Annotated in this window: 17 protein-coding genes; 3 read left to right on the top strand and 14 right to left on the bottom strand. The window is 66.0% G+C overall.

The genetic code is table 11. From position 1 onward, the window contains the following. Positions 1 to 10: 10 nt before the first annotated feature. Both ACP7AG_RS14115 and ACP7AG_RS14120 read right to left on the bottom strand, forming a co-directional pair. Positions 11 to 955 carry an alpha/beta fold hydrolase gene (locus ACP7AG_RS14115; RefSeq protein WP_426031590.1) on the bottom strand — a complete coding sequence of 315 codons (945 nt, stop codon included), beginning with the start codon at positions 953 to 955 and terminating at the stop codon, positions 11 to 13. Between the two features lie 162 nt (positions 956 to 1,117). Next, positions 1,118 to 1,927 carry a M23 family metallopeptidase gene (locus ACP7AG_RS14120; protein ID WP_426014700.1) on the bottom strand — a complete coding sequence of 270 codons (810 nt, stop codon included), beginning with the start codon at positions 1,925 to 1,927 and terminating at the stop codon, positions 1,118 to 1,120. A gap of 335 nt (positions 1,928 to 2,262) precedes the next feature. Here ACP7AG_RS14120 and ACP7AG_RS14125 point away from each other — a divergent pair, with 335 nt between their 5' ends. Continuing rightward, the gene (locus ACP7AG_RS14125; protein ID WP_426014699.1) at positions 2,263 to 2,613 is read left to right on the top strand and encodes a UrcA family protein; all 351 of its coding nucleotides are present in this window, start codon (positions 2,263 to 2,265) and stop codon (positions 2,611 to 2,613) included. 295 nt (positions 2,614 to 2,908) lie between these two features. Next, positions 2,909 to 3,151 (top strand): hypothetical protein, encoded by a 243-nt coding sequence (locus tag ACP7AG_RS14130; RefSeq protein ID WP_426014697.1) that lies wholly within the window; start codon positions 2,909 to 2,911, stop codon positions 3,149 to 3,151. Positions 3,152 to 3,211: 60 nt separating this feature from the next. Here ACP7AG_RS14130 and ACP7AG_RS14135 read toward each other — a convergent pair whose 3' ends face one another. The 5 genes from ACP7AG_RS14135 to ACP7AG_RS14155 all read right to left on the bottom strand — a co-directional run bounded on the left by ACP7AG_RS14135 (position 3,212) and on the right by ACP7AG_RS14155 (position 7,038). After that, positions 3,212 to 3,475: a TetR family transcriptional regulator C-terminal domain-containing protein gene (locus ACP7AG_RS14135; RefSeq protein WP_426031631.1), complete on the bottom strand. Its 264-nt coding sequence runs from the start codon at positions 3,473 to 3,475 to the stop codon at positions 3,212 to 3,214. Between the two features lie 25 nt (positions 3,476 to 3,500). Then, positions 3,501 to 4,781 (bottom strand): NAD(P)/FAD-dependent oxidoreductase, encoded by a 1,281-nt coding sequence (locus ACP7AG_RS14140; protein WP_426014696.1) that lies wholly within the window; start codon positions 4,779 to 4,781, stop codon positions 3,501 to 3,503. Positions 4,782 to 4,955: 174 nt separating this feature from the next. Further along, positions 4,956 to 6,356, bottom strand: coding sequence for a glutamine synthetase family protein (locus ACP7AG_RS14145; RefSeq protein WP_426014694.1), 1,401 nt, complete (start codon positions 6,354 to 6,356; stop codon positions 4,956 to 4,958). A gap of 27 nt (positions 6,357 to 6,383) precedes the next feature. Continuing rightward, on the bottom strand, positions 6,384 to 6,800 hold the full coding sequence (locus tag ACP7AG_RS14150) for a PIN domain-containing protein (protein WP_426031592.1): 417 nt from the start codon (positions 6,798 to 6,800) through the stop codon (positions 6,384 to 6,386). Between the two features lies 1 nt (position 6,801). Further along, complete coding sequence (locus ACP7AG_RS14155; RefSeq protein ID WP_426014690.1) at positions 6,802 to 7,038, bottom strand: hypothetical protein; 237 nt, start codon at positions 7,036 to 7,038, stop codon at positions 6,802 to 6,804. On the opposite strand from ACP7AG_RS14155, the gene ACP7AG_RS14160 reads away from it, so the two are divergent. Then, positions 7,028 to 7,378 (top strand): hypothetical protein, encoded by a 351-nt coding sequence (locus ACP7AG_RS14160; protein WP_426031594.1) that lies wholly within the window; start codon positions 7,028 to 7,030, stop codon positions 7,376 to 7,378. The genes ACP7AG_RS14155 and ACP7AG_RS14160 overlap by 11 nt on opposite strands. Here the strand turns inward: ACP7AG_RS14160 and ACP7AG_RS14165 are convergent. The 7 genes from ACP7AG_RS14165 to ACP7AG_RS14195 form a co-directional block, all read right to left on the bottom strand. Next, positions 7,350 to 7,799, bottom strand: a complete 450-nt coding sequence (locus tag ACP7AG_RS14165) for a hypothetical protein (protein WP_426031596.1) — start codon at positions 7,797 to 7,799, stop codon at positions 7,350 to 7,352. The genes ACP7AG_RS14160 and ACP7AG_RS14165 overlap by 29 nt on opposite strands. A gap of 52 nt (positions 7,800 to 7,851) precedes the next feature. After that, positions 7,852 to 9,255, bottom strand: a complete 1,404-nt coding sequence (locus ACP7AG_RS14170; protein ID WP_426031598.1) for an aspartate aminotransferase family protein — start codon at positions 9,253 to 9,255, stop codon at positions 7,852 to 7,854. Positions 9,256 to 9,429: 174 nt separating this feature from the next. Beyond that, complete coding sequence (locus ACP7AG_RS14175) at positions 9,430 to 10,500, bottom strand: ABC transporter ATP-binding protein (protein WP_426014760.1); 1,071 nt, start codon at positions 10,498 to 10,500, stop codon at positions 9,430 to 9,432. A gap of 208 nt (positions 10,501 to 10,708) precedes the next feature. After that, positions 10,709 to 11,569, bottom strand: a complete 861-nt coding sequence (locus tag ACP7AG_RS14180; protein WP_426014682.1) for an ABC transporter permease — start codon at positions 11,567 to 11,569, stop codon at positions 10,709 to 10,711. A gap of 154 nt (positions 11,570 to 11,723) precedes the next feature. Further along, the gene (locus ACP7AG_RS14185; RefSeq protein WP_426014680.1) at positions 11,724 to 12,611 is read right to left on the bottom strand and encodes an ABC transporter permease; all 888 of its coding nucleotides are present in this window, start codon (positions 12,609 to 12,611) and stop codon (positions 11,724 to 11,726) included. Between the two features lie 161 nt (positions 12,612 to 12,772). Further along, on the bottom strand, positions 12,773 to 13,882 hold the full coding sequence (locus tag ACP7AG_RS14190; RefSeq protein ID WP_426031600.1) for an ABC transporter substrate-binding protein: 1,110 nt from the start codon (positions 13,880 to 13,882) through the stop codon (positions 12,773 to 12,775). Positions 13,883 to 14,111: 229 nt separating this feature from the next. Further along, entirely contained in the window at positions 14,112 to 15,497 is a 1,386-nt protein-coding gene (locus tag ACP7AG_RS14195) for a glutamine synthetase family protein (RefSeq protein ID WP_426031602.1), read from the bottom strand. Positions 15,498 to 15,534: the final 37 nt, after the last annotated feature.

A 15,534-nucleotide genomic window follows, 5' to 3' on the forward strand; every position in this document is an offset into this window, starting at 1 on the left:
GGGGGAGGACTTAGTGTTCCCCCACGAATTCCACCGCCTTGACAATGTGCCCGGCAAAGGTCTCGCCCAGCAGCCGTGTGTGGGTCGCGGCTTCCACATGATCCACATAGCCATGCTTCGACGCCTGGGCCGGAGCGGCTTGCAGCGCTTTCCAGAACTCGCGGCCCTTCAGGGGACCGGCGGTCACCACCGCCACCGGCCACTCAGGATCATAAGGCGCCACGGCCGCCGCCTGGACCGCCGCCTCGGGCCAGAGGACCACCTCCTGGGCGGCCGTGCGGTTATGCCGGCCATTGGCGAAGGCCCAGCGCTTCTCGGCCTTGGCGGTGGGTGGCAGGCCGATCTTGTCGGCTATGCCGGTATGGACCAGCGGCTTGAACAGACCCATCGAGGCGCCGCGCGCCGCCCATCGCGACGCCTCGGCGAAGGCCTTGATGAAGGTCCCCAAGGCTTTGGACTGCGACGCTTCGGCGGTGGCGGCGTCGACCAGCACCAGCCCCTTCACCTGGCTGGGATTGCGGCCGGCATATTGGCGCAGCCGCAGGCCAGCCATCGAGTGGCCCGCCAGAATGAACGGCCCCTTCTCGCCCGAGGCGGCGACCAGTTTCTCGAAGTCGGAGACGATGGCGAGGCCGTCGCGCGGCTCCGGGCCTGGGGCTGAGAACCCCATGCCGGCCCGGTCATAGGCGCACGAGCGCCAGCCGGCGGCGGTAAGCGCTTCCTGGGTCGCGCCCCAGTCGGCGGCGAAGCCGAAGGCTCCGGCCTCGAGCCAGACCACGGGGCGATCGCTGGCGGGACCTTCGCAGACCAGACGCAGCGTTCGCCCCTCGCCAATGTCGGTCATGGCCCCGCGTGGGGAGGGCTGTCCCGCCATGGCCATCACGCCGCCCACGGCGACGAACGAGACGAGAAGAAGAGCAAATCCGGCAAGGGCGCGTCCCACGTGTCTGAGCATGTGGGCAGTCTAGCCGAGCTTCGATGTCGGTCGAGTGACGCGGCTGTAATATTGAACCCTAGGGCATTTCCCGACCTGACTGCGTCAGGCCGTGAGCTCTAATCTTCTGTTTCGACGCATTTTTCTTCACGCGAACCGGAACCACTTCGCTCGAAAAATGCCCTAGCCGTCGACGACGTTGATCCGCGTGCGCACCCGGCCGCCCTTGACGCGAATGACCTGGCCGCCAACTTCGGAAGCGCCTTCCTTCTCCGCCATCTGGGCGGCCATCTTGGCCTTCATGCCCTCAGGCCATTTGGACACCTGGGCCAGGCGCACCTTGCGACCCACCCTGGCGGCGGCCTTCAGCGGCAAATCGCCCTTCTCGGCGAAAGTCTTGCCCATGAACAGAGCCGGGTTCAGGGGCTCGCCTGCCTTGTTGCGCAGTTCGAAATGCAGGTGCGAGCCGGTGGAGCGGCCGCTGTTGCCGACATAGGCCACGGTCGCACCGCGCTTGACGAAGGTCCCGCGCCTTAGCCCCGCGTCGCGTCCCAGATGGGCGTAGAAGCTGTGAAAGCCGTCCTTGTGGACCACTTCCACGAACCGGCCGTAGGTGGACGACACGCCGCTGCGCAGGACGACGCCGTCGGTGGCGACGTGGACCGCCGCGCCAGCCGGGGCGGCAATATCGACGCCCTCGTGCAGGCGGCCGTTTTCCTCCCAAGGCATCTGGCGCAGGCCAAAGGGCGAATTGATGGTCCGGCCCGGCAGAGGGGCGTCGAACACGAAGGCTGGCGGCGGCGGAGGCGGTGGCTCAACCTTATCGACCGGCGCGGCGACGGGGACCGCCGCGGGCGCGTCCAGCCCGCTGTTCATCGCGCCCACGGCCGAGACGGCGTTGACCATGCCCCAGACGACAATAGCGCCGCCGACCGCCGCGAACGCGGCCAGGGAATAGGGCGATGATGTTGCGGCCAGGACTCGTGACGACAATAGCAGGATCCTCACAGAGGTTCGGTCGACCTGAAGGACCGCGCCAAAGCGCGTTTCCATCCCATGGCCGACCTTTCGGGATGGTGAAGGCGCTCCATATGCCGCAGCCATGCGGCTAAAAGGCGGCGACTTAACCATGCGTTAAGCATGACCATGACGAGCAGCCAGCGCCGCTCCTGAGATTACAGGAATTTTAGAATATTACTTCCAGTACACTTGTTTAATTACATGTCATGAATGAGACGTAACGAGTATTGATGAAAAGTCGAAACTATACCTTTGGACATGGGGCGCAGGGACGCGCCGGACGAATACAAACCAAAGGGACCACTCAAATGCGCAAGTTCATCACCAGCCTGACCGCCGTCGCCACCCTGTCGCTGGCCGCCGTGCCCGCCTTGGGCCTGCTGCAAGCCGCCCACGCCGCCCAGCCCACCGCCACAGTCTCCCTGGTCGGCCTGGAGCTCTCCAATCCGGCCCACGCCGCAGAATTCGCCGCCCGTCTGAACGACGCCGCCGACACGGTCTGTCGCGACATGGCCCGCTCCAACCCGAGCGGCAACTTCACGATCGCCGGCTGCAAGGTCGCTGTTCACAAGCAAGCCGACTCGCAACTCTCCAAGACCCAGCGCAAGAGCGTCGCCGTCGCCTCGCGCGCCGTTCCTGTCTCGGTCGCCGTCCGCTGAGCGGACGGATGATCGCCGAAGCAAAAGCCCCGGACGGGAACGTCCGGGGCTTTTGTTTGCAGCGGAGTACGGCCGGGCAACTCTCTCCCACGGGGTTTTGGAAAGAGGCCCAAACCCAAGCCTCACCACGCTTCTGGCGCTCAAGCTGCCCCAATCGTGCAAGAGAATTCACCATGCGCGCTCTTGGCCCGGCTTCTGCAGTGTGCAATGCAACAAGTTATTGCTGTGCAGCATTGATACATCTGTCACACGCACACAGTACGTCTAATGATTGAGCCAGACCCAGGAGTTACCCATGGCCGACGACAACAACTACTTCGTCCGACCCGTCTCCGGCGTTTGGCACGTCACCTGGAATGACGCGCCCGACCTGATCGGCTCCTATCCGTGCCAGCCTGAAGCGGTTGGCGTCGCCGAGCTGCTGGCCAAGCACATGCGCGCCCAGGGCAAGACCGCCAAGGTGCACGTCGCCGAGCCGGAAGTCCGCCGCGCGACCTGGGGCCGCAGCATCGTCAACACGGCTCAGGCCGCAGCTTAAGATTCGTCTCTCCGTGGAGGGGCTGGGACGTGCGCATACGCACGTCCCCATTTAACGACCCTAGAGCATTTCCCGACCTGACTGCGTCAGGCCGTGGGCTCTAATCTTTTGTTTTGACGCATTTTTCTTCACGCGAACCGGAACCACTTCGCTCGAAAAATGCTCTAGACACCCCGCCGCCAACCGTTCGGCGATGGCCCCGGCTTCGGCGGGCTTGAAGACGGTCTCGTCGAGACACAGTTCCAGCCACAAGCCATCCAAGAGGGCGGTCAGGGCGATGGCCAGCCAGGTGACCCGCAGGTTGGCCGGCTCGCCCGCCAGCAGCTGGGCGGCGCCGCTTCGAGGACCTTCAAATCCGGTCCCGCAGCGCGTACCAGCTCAGCCCGGCCACCGTCAGGGGCCACCGCAGCAGACGTCCGCCCGGAAACGGCGGCGTCGGCAGCTTCGCCAGCAGGTCCACGCCAGACGGATCCCCCAGCGCCGCATCCGCCAGCAGCTTACCGAACCAAGGGGCCAGCATCACCCCTTGCCCCGAATAGCCGGCGGCCACCCTCACCCCCGGCGCCAATTGGCGCACGTAAGGCGCGCGGTGGACGGTGATGCCCAGGGTCCCACCCCAGGCATAGTCCACCTTCACATCCGCCAGGTCCGGATAGACCTTCAACATGTGCCGCCGCACGAAGGCTTTCAGATCGGACGGGAAGCCGGGGCTGTAGTTTTCGCCGCCGCCGAAGATCAGCCGGCCGTCGGGGCTCTTGCGGAAATAGCTGACGACGAAGCGGCTGTCGGCGACCGCGGCGTTCGACCGGATGATCGTGTCAGCCCGCGCGCCCAACGGCTCGGTGGCCAGGATGAAGTTGTTGATCGGCATGACCCGCGCCATCGCCGCGCCGCCGGCCAAGCCGTCCAGATAGCCGTCGCCGGTCAGGATCAGTTGGTCACAAGTGACCCGGCCGGTCGGGGTCTCGACCACGATCGCCCCGCCTTCGCGCCGCCAGGCTGTGGCGCGGGTCTGCTCATGGATCACCGCGCCGGCCGACATCGCCGCCCGCGCCAGGCCCAACGCCAGGTTCAGCGGATGCAGGTGGCCGCCGCCATGGTCGACGAAGCCCCCGTGGTAGAACTCGGTCCCCAGTTCGGCCGCCAGGTCCGGCGCGTCGATCAAGGCCAGTTGGTCATAGCCATAGCGCTTGCGCAGGAAGGCGATGTGGGCGGCGTCCTGCGCCTCGCCGCCCTTGCGGTGGCGGGCGTGGATCATGCCCGGCGTGAAGTCACAGGCGATCTGGTGGGTGGCGATCAGGGCCAGCAGGTGGGCGCGGGCGTCCTGGCTCATCCGCCATAGGCCCAGGGCATCGTCGCGGCCAACCGTCTTCTCCAGCCAGGCCTGGTCGTTGCGCTGGCCCGTATGGACCTGGCCGCCATTGCGCCCGCTGCCGCCGCTGCCGACCTGGGCGGCCTCCAGGACGGTGACCCTCACACCCCGCGTGGCCAACTCCAACGTGGCGCCAAGGCCGGTATAGCCCGCGCCGATCACGCAGACGTCAGTGCGAGTGTCGGTCGCTAGCGCCGACAACGCCGGGAAGGGGTTGGCCGTGGCGGCGTACCAACTGGCGGGGTGGCCGGTGTTCAAGACTCACTCTCCCAGAGGGAGAGGGAGGGACCTGTTGCGTAGCAATGGGAGGGTGAGGGGTTAGGGCGCCCGACGGCGTGCCGGCGCTCCGGCCAGCGGCGTAACCCCTCATCCTCCCACACCTGCGGCGCGGGCCCCTCCTTCCCCCTCTGGGAGAAGGTCGTGACGACCGCCTCACACATTCAGCAACAGGAACTCCCGCTCCCAGGGGCTGATGGTGCGCATGAAGGTCTCGTACTCGGCCTGTTTCACCGTGGCGTAGGCGGCGCAGAAGGTGGCGCCCAGCAGTTCGATCAGCGGGGTGGCGGCCTCGAACAGGGCCACCGACTCCAGCAGGCTGCGCGGCAGCTCGATGCCGCGGATATTGGCGTCGGTATCGACTGGGGCGCTGGGGGTCAGATTGCCGACCATGCCCAGATACCCCGCCGCCAGAACTGCGGCGATGGCCAGATAGGGGTTGGCGTCGGACGAGGGGATGCGGTTTTCCAGCCGGCGATTGGCGGGGTCGGACGGCGGCACGCGCAGGCCGCAGGTGCGGTTGTCATAGCCCCACTGGGTATTGACCGGCGCGCCGCTCTCCCGGGCGATCCGCCGATAGGAATTCACATAGGGCGCCAGTATGGCCATGATCGCCGGCAGATAGCGCTGCTGGCCGGCGATGAAGCCGTAGAACAGCGGCGTGGCCTCGCCGGACTTTGGATCCGAGAACAGGTTCTGGCCGTCGGCCCCCAGGATCGACTGGTGGATGTGCATGGCGCTGCCGGGCTCGGCAGCCATCGGTTTCGCCATGAAGGTGGCGTAGATCTCGTGCTCCAGCGCCACCTCGCGGATGGTGCGCTTGAACATGAACACCTGGTCGGCCAGTTCCAGCGGATGGCCATGGCGCAGGTTGATCTCCATCTGGGCCACGCCGCTTTCGTGGATCAGGGTGTCGATCTCCAGGCCCTGGCGCTCGGAATATTCGTACATGTCCTCGAACAGGGCGTCGAACTCGTTGACCGCCGCGATCGAATAGCCCTGGCGGCCGGTCTCGGGTCGGCCCGAGCGGCCCACGGGAGGCTTCAGCGGGTAGTCAGGGTCGGTGTTCTTCTCGACGAGGTAGAACTCGATCTCCGGCGCGACGATCGGGTCCCAGCCCTTTTCGCGATAGAGGGCCACGATCCGGCGCAACACCTGACGCGGGCTTTCCTCCACCGGCCGGCCGTCGGGGTGGAAGGCGTCGTGGATCACCTGGGCGGTCGGGTCCTGGGCCCAGGGCACCACGGCCAGGGTGGCCAGGTCCGGGGTGAGGATCACGTCGGTGTCGGCCTGGACCGAATTGACCTCGCCCTCGAACTCGGGGAAGTCGCCGGTGATGGTCTGGTAGAATACCGCCAGCGGCAGGTTCATCGACGGCGTGCCCAGGAACTTGCGCACCGGCATGATCTTGCCCCGCGCCACGCCGGCCAGATCGGGCACGACGCACTCGATCTCCTCGATGTTCTGCCGGTCGAACCACGCCTTGGCGTCGTCGAGCGAGGCGACCCCGCGCGTGGTTTTCGGGGCGGGTTTGGATTTCTTGTCTTTGTACTTCACGGGGGCGCTCCTCGCGCGTGTGGAAGTCTAGCTAAGCTTGAACGGGTTGATGACGCGGACGCCTTCGACCATCTGGTCGTGGGAAAGATCCTCGGTGTAGAGCTCCGAACAGCCGGCGGTGCGCGCGGCGGCGACGACGGCGCTGTCCCAGTAGGAAAAACCGTACCGTCCCTTGATCGACAGCGCGTCGGACAAGGTTTCGATGGTGATCGCCACCACCTGATGCCGCCGCCAACCTTCGATGAACCGCACCGCCAGGTCATGCGACATCGGCTTGGGCCGCGTAGGTCTGGTGATCTGGACATAAAACTCCTGCAGCACCTGCACCGACAAGACCCCGTCCGCGCGGTCCAGAAGCGCCTCCGCGCTGCGACGCTTGCGACTTTCCGCCGGCGTGGTGCTGAGCGCGTAGATCAAGATGTTGGTGTCGAAGAAGACGGGCACCTCAACGACCGCGCTCGTGAAGCGCGTCGCGTGACAGCAGGGGTCCAGCCTCGAAATCACCCAGTTCCGCTCGTGCCTCCATCTCCAGGCGCTTGCGACGCTCGAAGTCGCTTTCGCCGGCCGCCGTCTCGGTCAGGAACTTCCGCACCAGCGCGGAGACGGACGTGTCCTGCTCCGCCGCCTTGATCCGGGCGCGGCGGTAGGTTTCGTCATCCACGGCGACTGTGATGTTTTTCATGTTCTCACAGTATCACAGCCAGGCTGCAGCCCAAAGTCGGGATAAGGTTCGCGCTCTGCTCAATGGGTCGGAGAACAATGGCTTCAGAGGGCGTTTTTTGCTATTCTTGGCAACGGCCGAGCCCGAACCGACGATCTTCGACGACAGCGACGACGAGGCCGACCGCCTCGCCGAAACGGCGGCCGACGCGGATGCCAAATCCGGTCGCGTCGTGCCCGACGCCCGCGTGCGCGAATGGCTCAAGACGCTCGGCACGCCAGACCAGCAGCCGACGCCGATGCACCTTCGAAGTGAATTGCTCAAGGGCGGTTTCAGCGCCAACGTACCCAGTCACCCCTGAATATTTTGAAGCCTTGCGAAATCGCGTGCGCGGCGAAATGACCGCCAAGCCCATTTCCTGCCTGCACCCCGCCTTGACCGTTTCTCCACTCGATGGTCCGGCCCGGATCATGATCCCGAAGGCATGAGGAATGGTGGCGCGGCGACATGAGCGGACTGGGCATAGCGCTCTTCTTTCTAGGCTTGATCGCGCCGATCGCCATGATCATCGCCGGTTGACTGGTCGCACGCCGTGTCCGGCGCTTCGGATGGGTCATTATCGTCGCGTCCATATTGCTGAGTCTGCCCGCTGGATTGCTGATCACCAGCCCCAGCTTCGGCGGGCCGCCGCCGCGCGATCCCGAGGGCGGAGCCGACGCCGCCGGTGCCGTCTGGGGCATGGCCATGATCCCCACCATCCTGCTCTGGGCTTTGGCTGTCACGGCGAGCGTCCTTATTCCGCCGATGTCCTGGCTAGCCCGCAAAATTTCAACGCTATGACGCGGGGTCCGCCTTCAATCCCCGCAGCACCGGCTCCGCCGCGTCCAGCGCCTTGCGCATGATCGCCACCATCGCGTCGATCTCCGCGTGGGTGATGATCAGCGGCGGGCAGCAGACGATGCTGTCGCGGATGGCGCGAACCATCAGGCCGTTCTCGATGCACAGGTCGCGGACCACCGGCCCGGCCTCGCCTTCCTTGTCGAGGAAGCGATGGTTGGTCCCCTTCTCGCGGACGATCTCGACCGCGCCGATCAGACCAAGCGACCGGGTCTCGCCGACCAGCGGGTGGTCGTTCAGGGTGGCCAGGGCCTTGGCGAGGTAGGGCCCCGTGTCATCGCGGGTGCGCTCGACCAGGCCTTCGCGCTCGATGATCTCGATGTTCTTCAGGGCCACGGCCGCGCAGGTCGGATGGCCTGAGTATGTAAAGCCGTGGATGAAGTCGCCGCCCTTCTCGCGCATCTCCTCGACGATGAAATCGGCCACGCCCACGGCGCTGATCGGCAGGTAGCCAGACGACAGGCCCTTGGCCATGGCGATCATGTCGGGCTTGATCCCGTAGTGCTGATGCCCGAACCACTGGCCCAGCCGCCCGAAGCCGCAGATCACCTCGTCGCAGACCAGCAGGATGCCGTACTTGCGACACACCGCCTCGACGGCCGGCCAATAGCCGTCGGGCGGAATGATCACCCCGCCCGCCCCCTGAACCGGCTCGCCGATGAAGGCGGCGACGTTCTCGGGGCCGACCTCGAGGATCTTGTCCTCGATGGCCCGCACCGCCCGGTCGCGGAAGGCGGCGGGGTCTTCGCCGAACCCGTCGCCAAAGCCGTAAGGCTGCATCACGTGCTCGACCCCGGCGATCGGCAGGTCGCCCTGCACGTGCATGTGCTTCATGCCGCCCATCGAGACGCCGGCCACGGTGGAGCCGTGATAGGCGTTCCAGCGGCTGATGAAGATCTTGCGCTGCGGCTGGCCCTTCAGCTTCCAATAGTGGCGGGCCAGGCGGAAGACCGTGTCATTGGCCTCCGACCCCGACGAGTTGAAGAACACGTGGGACAGCTGGCCGCCCATCTTCTCGGCGATCTTGGCGGCCAGCCGGATCGGCGGCGGCGAGGCCGTCTTGAAGAAGGTGTTGTAGTAGGGCAGCTCCAGCATCTGGTCGTAGGCGGCCTGGGCCAGCTCCTGCCGGCCATAGCCGACATTGACGCACCACAGCCCGGCCATGCCGTCGAGGATCTGGTGGCCGTCGCCATCGTGGATATAGACCCCGTCGGCGCGCGTGATGATCCGGCTGCCGCCGAGTTCCTGCTGCAGCTTGTAATCGGTCTGGGCCGGCAGGTGGTGGGCCAGGTCCAGGCGCCTGAGCTCGGCGATGTCGTGGTTGCGGATAGGGACGGGCATGGGGGTACTCCGGTCTTGTTCTTATCTGTAAAAAATCCGCTCATCCCGGCGAATGCCGGGACCCAGATCCTATGGCGCTGGGGTTGATTGGATAGGCGCCTCGCTCAAGGAACCCACCTCGCCGCCTGCCATCTGGGTCCCGGCATTCGCCGGGATGAGCGGTGTGAAAAGGCATCAGCTGAGCAACACCGCCGGCGAGCAGGCGTGCCAGCCGAGCCACACCGCTTCGCCCAGCTTGAAGTCTTCCTGGTCCCAGCGGGTCAGGTTCTGGCGGGTGACCTTGATCCGCCGGCCGCTCTTGATCTCGACCTCGTAGACGCTCGTGCCTCCCAGATAGGCCTCGTGCTTGATCACCCCCGCCACGGCGTTCTGGCCCAACGGGCAGTCGCCCATGTTGGGCGGGGCCCCGCCATCAGGACGCTTGTGCAGCTCGATCTTCTCGGGCCGCAGGGCCGCCCAGACCGTGCCGCCGCGCGCGCCGGTGACCCCGTGGTCGAGGAAGATGTCGCAGTCCAGCTCCGGCGAGCGGACCACCGCGTGGCTGGGCTCGTCGACCGCCAGCACGCCCTCGAACAGGTTCACGCTGCCGATGAAGTCGGCCACGAACCGGCTGTTGGGGAACTCGTAGAGGTCGCTGGGACCGGCCACCTGCTGCAGCACGCCGCGGTTCATCACCGCGCAGCGGGTAGCCAGGGCCAGGGCCTCGTCCTGGTCGTGGGTGACCATGATGAAGGTGATGCCGACCTTCTCCTGCAGGGTGCACAGCTCGGTGCGCATCTGGTCGCGCAGCTTGGCGTCCAGGGCCGACAGCGGCTCGTCGAGCAGCAGCACGCGGGGGCGCTTGACCAGGGCGCGGGCCAGGGCGACGCGCTGGCGTTGGCCGCCCGACAGCTGGTCGGGCCGGCGCTGGGCCAGGCCGTGGAGTTGCACCAAGTCCAGCGCCTCCTCCACCCGCCGGTCACGCTCGGCCTTGCTGACCCGGTCGACCTTCAGGCCATAGGCGACATTGTCGGCCACGCTCATGTGCGGGAACACGGCGTAGGACTGGAACACCATGTTCACCGGCCGCTTGTTGGGCGGCACCAGGCTGACATCCTGGCCGTCGATCAGGATCCGCCCCTCGGTCGGTGTGTCGAACCCGGCCAGCATCCGCAGCAGGGTGGTCTTGCCGCAGCCCGACGGCCCCAGCAGCGAGAAGAACTCGCCCTCCTGGATGCTGAGGGAGACGTTATCGACGGCCACCATCTTGCCGAAGCGCTTGGTGACGTTCTCGAAGGTGATGATGGGTGGGTTAATCACCGGAAGGCCCTCGAGCGCGTCGCCAGAAAATTGCTCCCCCTGTGGGGGAGCTGTCGCGGAGCGACTGAGGGGTGAGTGGCTAGCGCCGCCAACTCTCCCCTCCGGCCCTTCGGGCCACCTCCCCCATAGGGAGAGGACTTGGTCCGCGCGTCCATCATGGCTTGTCCCCATGACCACCCGCCACCCCGGCCGGATCACCCTGCATCTTCAGCGCCACCGCCGTCAGCAGCACGGTCAGCACGATCAGGATGGTCGAGGCGGCGTTGACCTCGGGCGTCACCGAGAACCGCACCATCGAATAGACCTTCACCGGGAAGGTCACGGTGTCGGGCCCCGAGGTGAAGAAGGTGATGACGAAGTCGTCCAGGCTGAGCGTGAAGGCCAGCAGGGCGCCGGCCACCAGGGCGGGGGCCATGTGCGGCAGGATCACGTCCCAGATGGTGCGCCACTCGCCGGCCCCGAGATCCCGGGCCGCCTCCTCCATCTCGCGGTTGAAGCTGGCCATACGGGCGCGCACCACCACGGCCACGAACGGGAACGAGAACGACACGTGGGCGATGGTGATGGCCCCTAGGTTCAGCGGCCAGGGCAGGCCGACGGGCCAGGGCAACACCTTGGCGAAGAACACCAGCATGGCCACGCCCATGCAGATCTCGGGCACCACGATCGGCAGGGCCAGGGCTCCGTCCAGCACGGTCTTGCCGGGAAAGCGGAACCGCCACAGGGCCAGGGCGACCATGGCCCCGAGCGCCACGCTGAACACCGTGCAAAGGGCCGCGATGGTCAGGGAATTGGCGAAGGCCTCGATCAGCGAGGAGTCGTGGAAGGCCTTGTCGTAATATTTGAGTGTGAAACCCTTCCAGACGATGTTGCGCCGGCTGTCATTGAAGCTGAAGGCCATCAGGGCCAGCAGTGGCGCGTAGAGGAAGACGGCCACGGCGAAGAGCCAGGCCTGCATCTGCCAGCGGCGGAGATATTCCAGCGGGCCGGGCGGGGATTTGCGGAGCTTGCTCATGCGCGGTCCTCCCCCCTTGGGGGAGGCGGCCGAAGGCCGGTGGGGGGAGTTTTAGGATCGAGGATCGGGGTGGCGGCGAATGGTCGATCACTCCCCCCTCCGTCGGCTGCGCCGACACCTCCCCCATGGGAGGAGGACTTGCCGTGATGAACGCTCACGCCCTCACCCCCTTCTTCCGTCCCAGCAGCGCCTGCACCGCGATCGCCACGAAGGTCAGGTACATCAGCAGGAACGACAGGGCCGCGCCGAACGGCCAGTCGTTGGCGCGCTTGAACTGGCGCTCGATGACATTGGCGATCATCTGGCTGTCGGGGCCACCCAGCAGGTCGGGGGTCAGATAGGCCCCGAGCGCCGGGATGAAGGTGATCAGTATGCCCGAGGCGATGCCCGGCAAGGCGAGCGGCACGACCACCTTGAACAGGGTCCGCATATGGCCGGCCCCCAGGTCGAGGCTGGCCTCCAGCAGCGACTTGTCCAGCCGGTCCAGCGCCGAATACAGCGGCAGCACCATGAACGGCAGGTGGACATAAACCAGCCCGACGATCACCGCGAAATTGGTGTGCATCATCGGAATCGGCTGGAACGGCGCCAGGGGCAGGACCTTGCCGGCCAGGGTCCAAACGGCTTCGAGGCCCTTGTTGATATAGCCCTCATCGCGGAGCACGGCGATCAGGGCGTAGGTGCGGATCAGCAGGTTGGTCCAGAACGGCAGCATGATCAGCAGCAGCAGCCAGGCCTTGGCCTTCTGCGACGCGAAGGTGATGGCCAGGGCGACGGGGAAGCCGATCACCAGGCACAGTCCTGTGGTCAGAGCCGCCACCCCGGCCGATTTCAGGAAAATCTTCAGATACAGCGGCTCGATCGCCCGCGCGTAGTTCTTGAAGGTGCCGGTGATCGCGATCTGGGTCAGGCCGTCATTGTGGCCAAAGCTGTAGGCCCAGACGATGGCCAGGGGCACCAGGAAGAACAGCACCAGCCACACCAGCGGCGGGCCAAGCGCCGTGGCGAAGACGGCTTTCGCCTGTTTCCAGCTTTGCTCCATGTCCCTCTCCCAAGTCCTCCCCCTCTGGGGGAGGTGTCGGCGAAGCCGACGGAGGGGGGGAGTATTAGGCCGACGACCACAGCCCGGATCGACGGCCCTAAAACTCCCCCCTCCGATCGCTTCGCGATCGCCTCCCCCACAGGGGGTGGACCTAACGCCCGCTAAGCCGCCCTCACCCGGGTGATGACTTCCTCGTACAGGCTCGCCTTTTCCGCCCCCTCGAACGCCCCGTACTCGCACTTGCTCATGATGTCAGCGGGCGGGAAGATCACCGGATTGTCGCGATATTCCGGCGGCATCAGCGCCTTGGCCGCCGCGTTCGGGGTCGGATAGAGGATGGTCTTGGAGATCGCGGCCCCGGCTTGGGCGTCCAGTAGGTAGTTGATGAACCTGTGGGCGTTGTCGGGACGCGGCGCGCCCTTGGGGATGCACAGGGTGTCGGAATTGATCAGCGACCCCTCCTTGGGGATCACGAAATCCAGGTCCGGATCGTCCTTCATCACCTGGGCGATGTCGCCATTATATTCGAGCACCAGGTCCACATCGCCGGCCACCAGCATGTCCTGGCCGTTGTCGTCGTGGAAGGCCTTCACATAGGGCTTTTGGCGGATCAACATCTGCTCGATCTCGGTGACCAGCCCGGGCGGGATATTGTTGACGCTGTGGCCCTTGTACTTGGCGGCCAGGCGGATCAGGTCGGCGCTTTCCGACAGCAGGGCGATGCGGCCGTTATATTGAGCGCTGTCGAACAGGTACTTCCAGCTGTCGGGCACGCCCTTCACCTTGGACTTGCGATAGCCGATGCCCAGCACCAGCCAAGTATAGGGCATGGAGAACTTCCGGCCCGGGTCGTAGTCGGGATTGAGGAAGGCCGTGTCGATGTTCTTGAGGTTGGGGATCTTGGCGTGGTCCAGCACCTCCAGCATGCCCGCCTGGCCCATGCGGGTGACGAACTCGTTGGACGGCACGATCACGTCATAGCCCGCATTGCCCGCCTTCAGCTTGGCGAACAGCTCATCATTGGTGGCGAACAGGCTCATGTTCACGTCGACGCCCGAGGTCTTCTTGAAGTCGGCCAGGGTCGTCTCGCCGATATAGGTGTCCCAGTTGTAGAAGTTCAGCTTGGCTTCCTCGCCGCCCGGACCGGTCGGGGCCTTGGGCTTCTCGCCGCAAGCGGTGAAGGAAATGCCGATGGCCGCAGCGCCCATGGCGGTCAGCAGCGAGCGGCGGGTGCCCAAAACTCGCCCGGTATGAATGCGGTTGGTGCTCATGGCCTTGGTCTCTCCCCTTTGAAGTCGACTGGTGACGGACAATCTCGATACATCCCCCCTCCCCTTTGATGGGGGAGGGGTCGGGGGTGGGGGTGACCAGGGCGGTGGCGGCGACCTCGATCGCGCCATGTCCTGAACCGCCGCATCACCCCCATCCCTGGCCCTTCCCCCATCAAGGGGGAAGGGAGACCAGCCTTGCAACTCTCGCTCCCCACTCTCGGCGTAACCGTCAGGCGTTGCGCAGATACCAGTCATAATCCAGCTGGGTGACCACCTCGGCGAAGCGCGCCTGTTCGGTGCGCTTGACCGAGACGAACATCTCCACGAACCGCGCGCCCAGATAGTCGCGCAAGATTTCGGAGGCCTCGAACAGATTGACCGCCGCATACCAGTCGGTGGGCAGGCGGATCTTTTCCTTGGCGGCCGCCGCATAGCCGTCGCCGACCACCGCTGGGCCTGGATCGATCCGATTGGTGATCCCGTGGTGAGCGCAGGCCAGCAGAACGGCCAGCACCAGATACGGATTGCCGTCGGCCCCGGCCACGCGGTGTTCCACATGCCGGGTCGGCGGCGGGCCGGCCGGCACGCGTAGGGACACCGTGCGGTTGTTGACGCCCCAGGTCGGGGCCACCGGCGCATAGCTGTTGGCTTTGAAGCGGCGATAGGAATTGGCGTTGGGCGCCAGTATGGCCATGCAGTCGGCCATCAGTACCTTCATGCCGCCGATCGCGTGCTTGAGCAGCTCGGAGCCCTCCGGATCCTCGGCCGCGCACAGGTTGTTTCCCGCCGCGTCGTTGAAGCTCATATGGACGTGGAAGCCGTTGCCGGCCTTGTCGGCCCAGGGCTTGGCCATGAAGGTGGCCTCGCAGCCGTGCTTCAGGGCCACGCCCTTGGCGGCGCGCTTGTAGAGCAGGGCGTCGTCGCAGCAGGCCAGGGCGTCGGACTTGTGCTTGAGGGTCAGCTCGACCTGGCTGGGGGCGAACTCCGAGATCGCCCCCTCCAGCGGCACGCCCAGCACGTCGCAGGTCTCCCACAGGTCCTTCAGGAACGGGGCGATGGCCTCCAGCTCGGGCAGGCCATAAACCTCGATGCCCTGCGGCCGGCGGCCGGTCAGGGCCGACTTGGGCGGTTGCAGCTCGCCGTGCGGGCCGCGCTCCAGATCGACCAGGTAATATTCCAGCTCGCAGGCCGCGACCGGCGTCAGGCCGTCGGCGGCGAAGCGGTCCAGCACGCATTTGAGCACATGACGCGGGTCCAGGTCGTTGGGCGTTCCATCCAGCTCGTACAGCGACAGCATCACCTGGCACATGTCCTGGCCGAGCCACGGGGCCAGGGTGAGCGTGCCGGGGACCGGCCTCGCCCGGCGGTCGGCGTCGCCGTCCTCCCAGACCAGGCCGGTCTCCTCGCAGTCAGCCCCCAGGGTGTCGACCACCAGGATCGAGCCGGGCAGGAAGCGGCCATAGTCATAGACCGCCTGCAGTTCGTGGATCCTGAGGCGTTTGCCGCGCGGCACCCCGGTCATGGAGGTGAAGAACACCTCGACGTACTTGACGTCCGGGTTGGCGGCGAGGAAGTCGCGGCATTCCTGTGGATCGGCGACCGAAGGGAGCGTCACGGGCGTTGCTCCATCCCAAAACCCCAATGCGCAACGC

This window comes from Caulobacter sp. DWP3-1-3b2 (assembly GCF_049896325.1).
Classification (GTDB): domain Bacteria; phylum Pseudomonadota; class Alphaproteobacteria; order Caulobacterales; family Caulobacteraceae; genus Caulobacter.

Coding starts and splice junctions, on each gene's coding strand:
- ACP7AG_RS14115 (WP_426031590.1), bottom strand. CDS start 955: ATGCTCAGACACGTGGGACGCGCCCTTGCCGGATTTGCTCTTCTTCTC.
- ACP7AG_RS14125 (WP_426014699.1), top strand. CDS start 2,263: ATGCGCAAGTTCATCACCAGCCTGACCGCCGTCGCCACCCTGTCGCTG.
- ACP7AG_RS14130 (WP_426014697.1), top strand. CDS start 2,909: ATGGCCGACGACAACAACTACTTCGTCCGACCCGTCTCCGGCGTTTGG.
- ACP7AG_RS14160 (WP_426031594.1), top strand. CDS start 7,028: ATGTTTTTCATGTTCTCACAGTATCACAGCCAGGCTGCAGCCCAAAGT.
- ACP7AG_RS14155 (WP_426014690.1), bottom strand. CDS start 7,038: ATGAAAAACATCACAGTCGCCGTGGATGACGAAACCTACCGCCGCGCC.
- ACP7AG_RS14170 (WP_426031598.1), bottom strand. CDS start 9,255: ATGCCCGTCCCTATCCGCAACCACGACATCGCCGAGCTCAGGCGCCTG.
- ACP7AG_RS14175 (WP_426014760.1), bottom strand. CDS start 10,500: ATGGTGGCCGTCGATAACGTCTCCCTCAGCATCCAGGAGGGCGAGTTC.
- ACP7AG_RS14180 (WP_426014682.1), bottom strand. CDS start 11,569: ATGAGCAAGCTCCGCAAATCCCCGCCCGGCCCGCTGGAATATCTCCGC.
- ACP7AG_RS14185 (WP_426014680.1), bottom strand. CDS start 12,611: ATGGAGCAAAGCTGGAAACAGGCGAAAGCCGTCTTCGCCACGGCGCTT.
- ACP7AG_RS14190 (WP_426031600.1), bottom strand. CDS start 13,882: ATGAGCACCAACCGCATTCATACCGGGCGAGTTTTGGGCACCCGCCGC.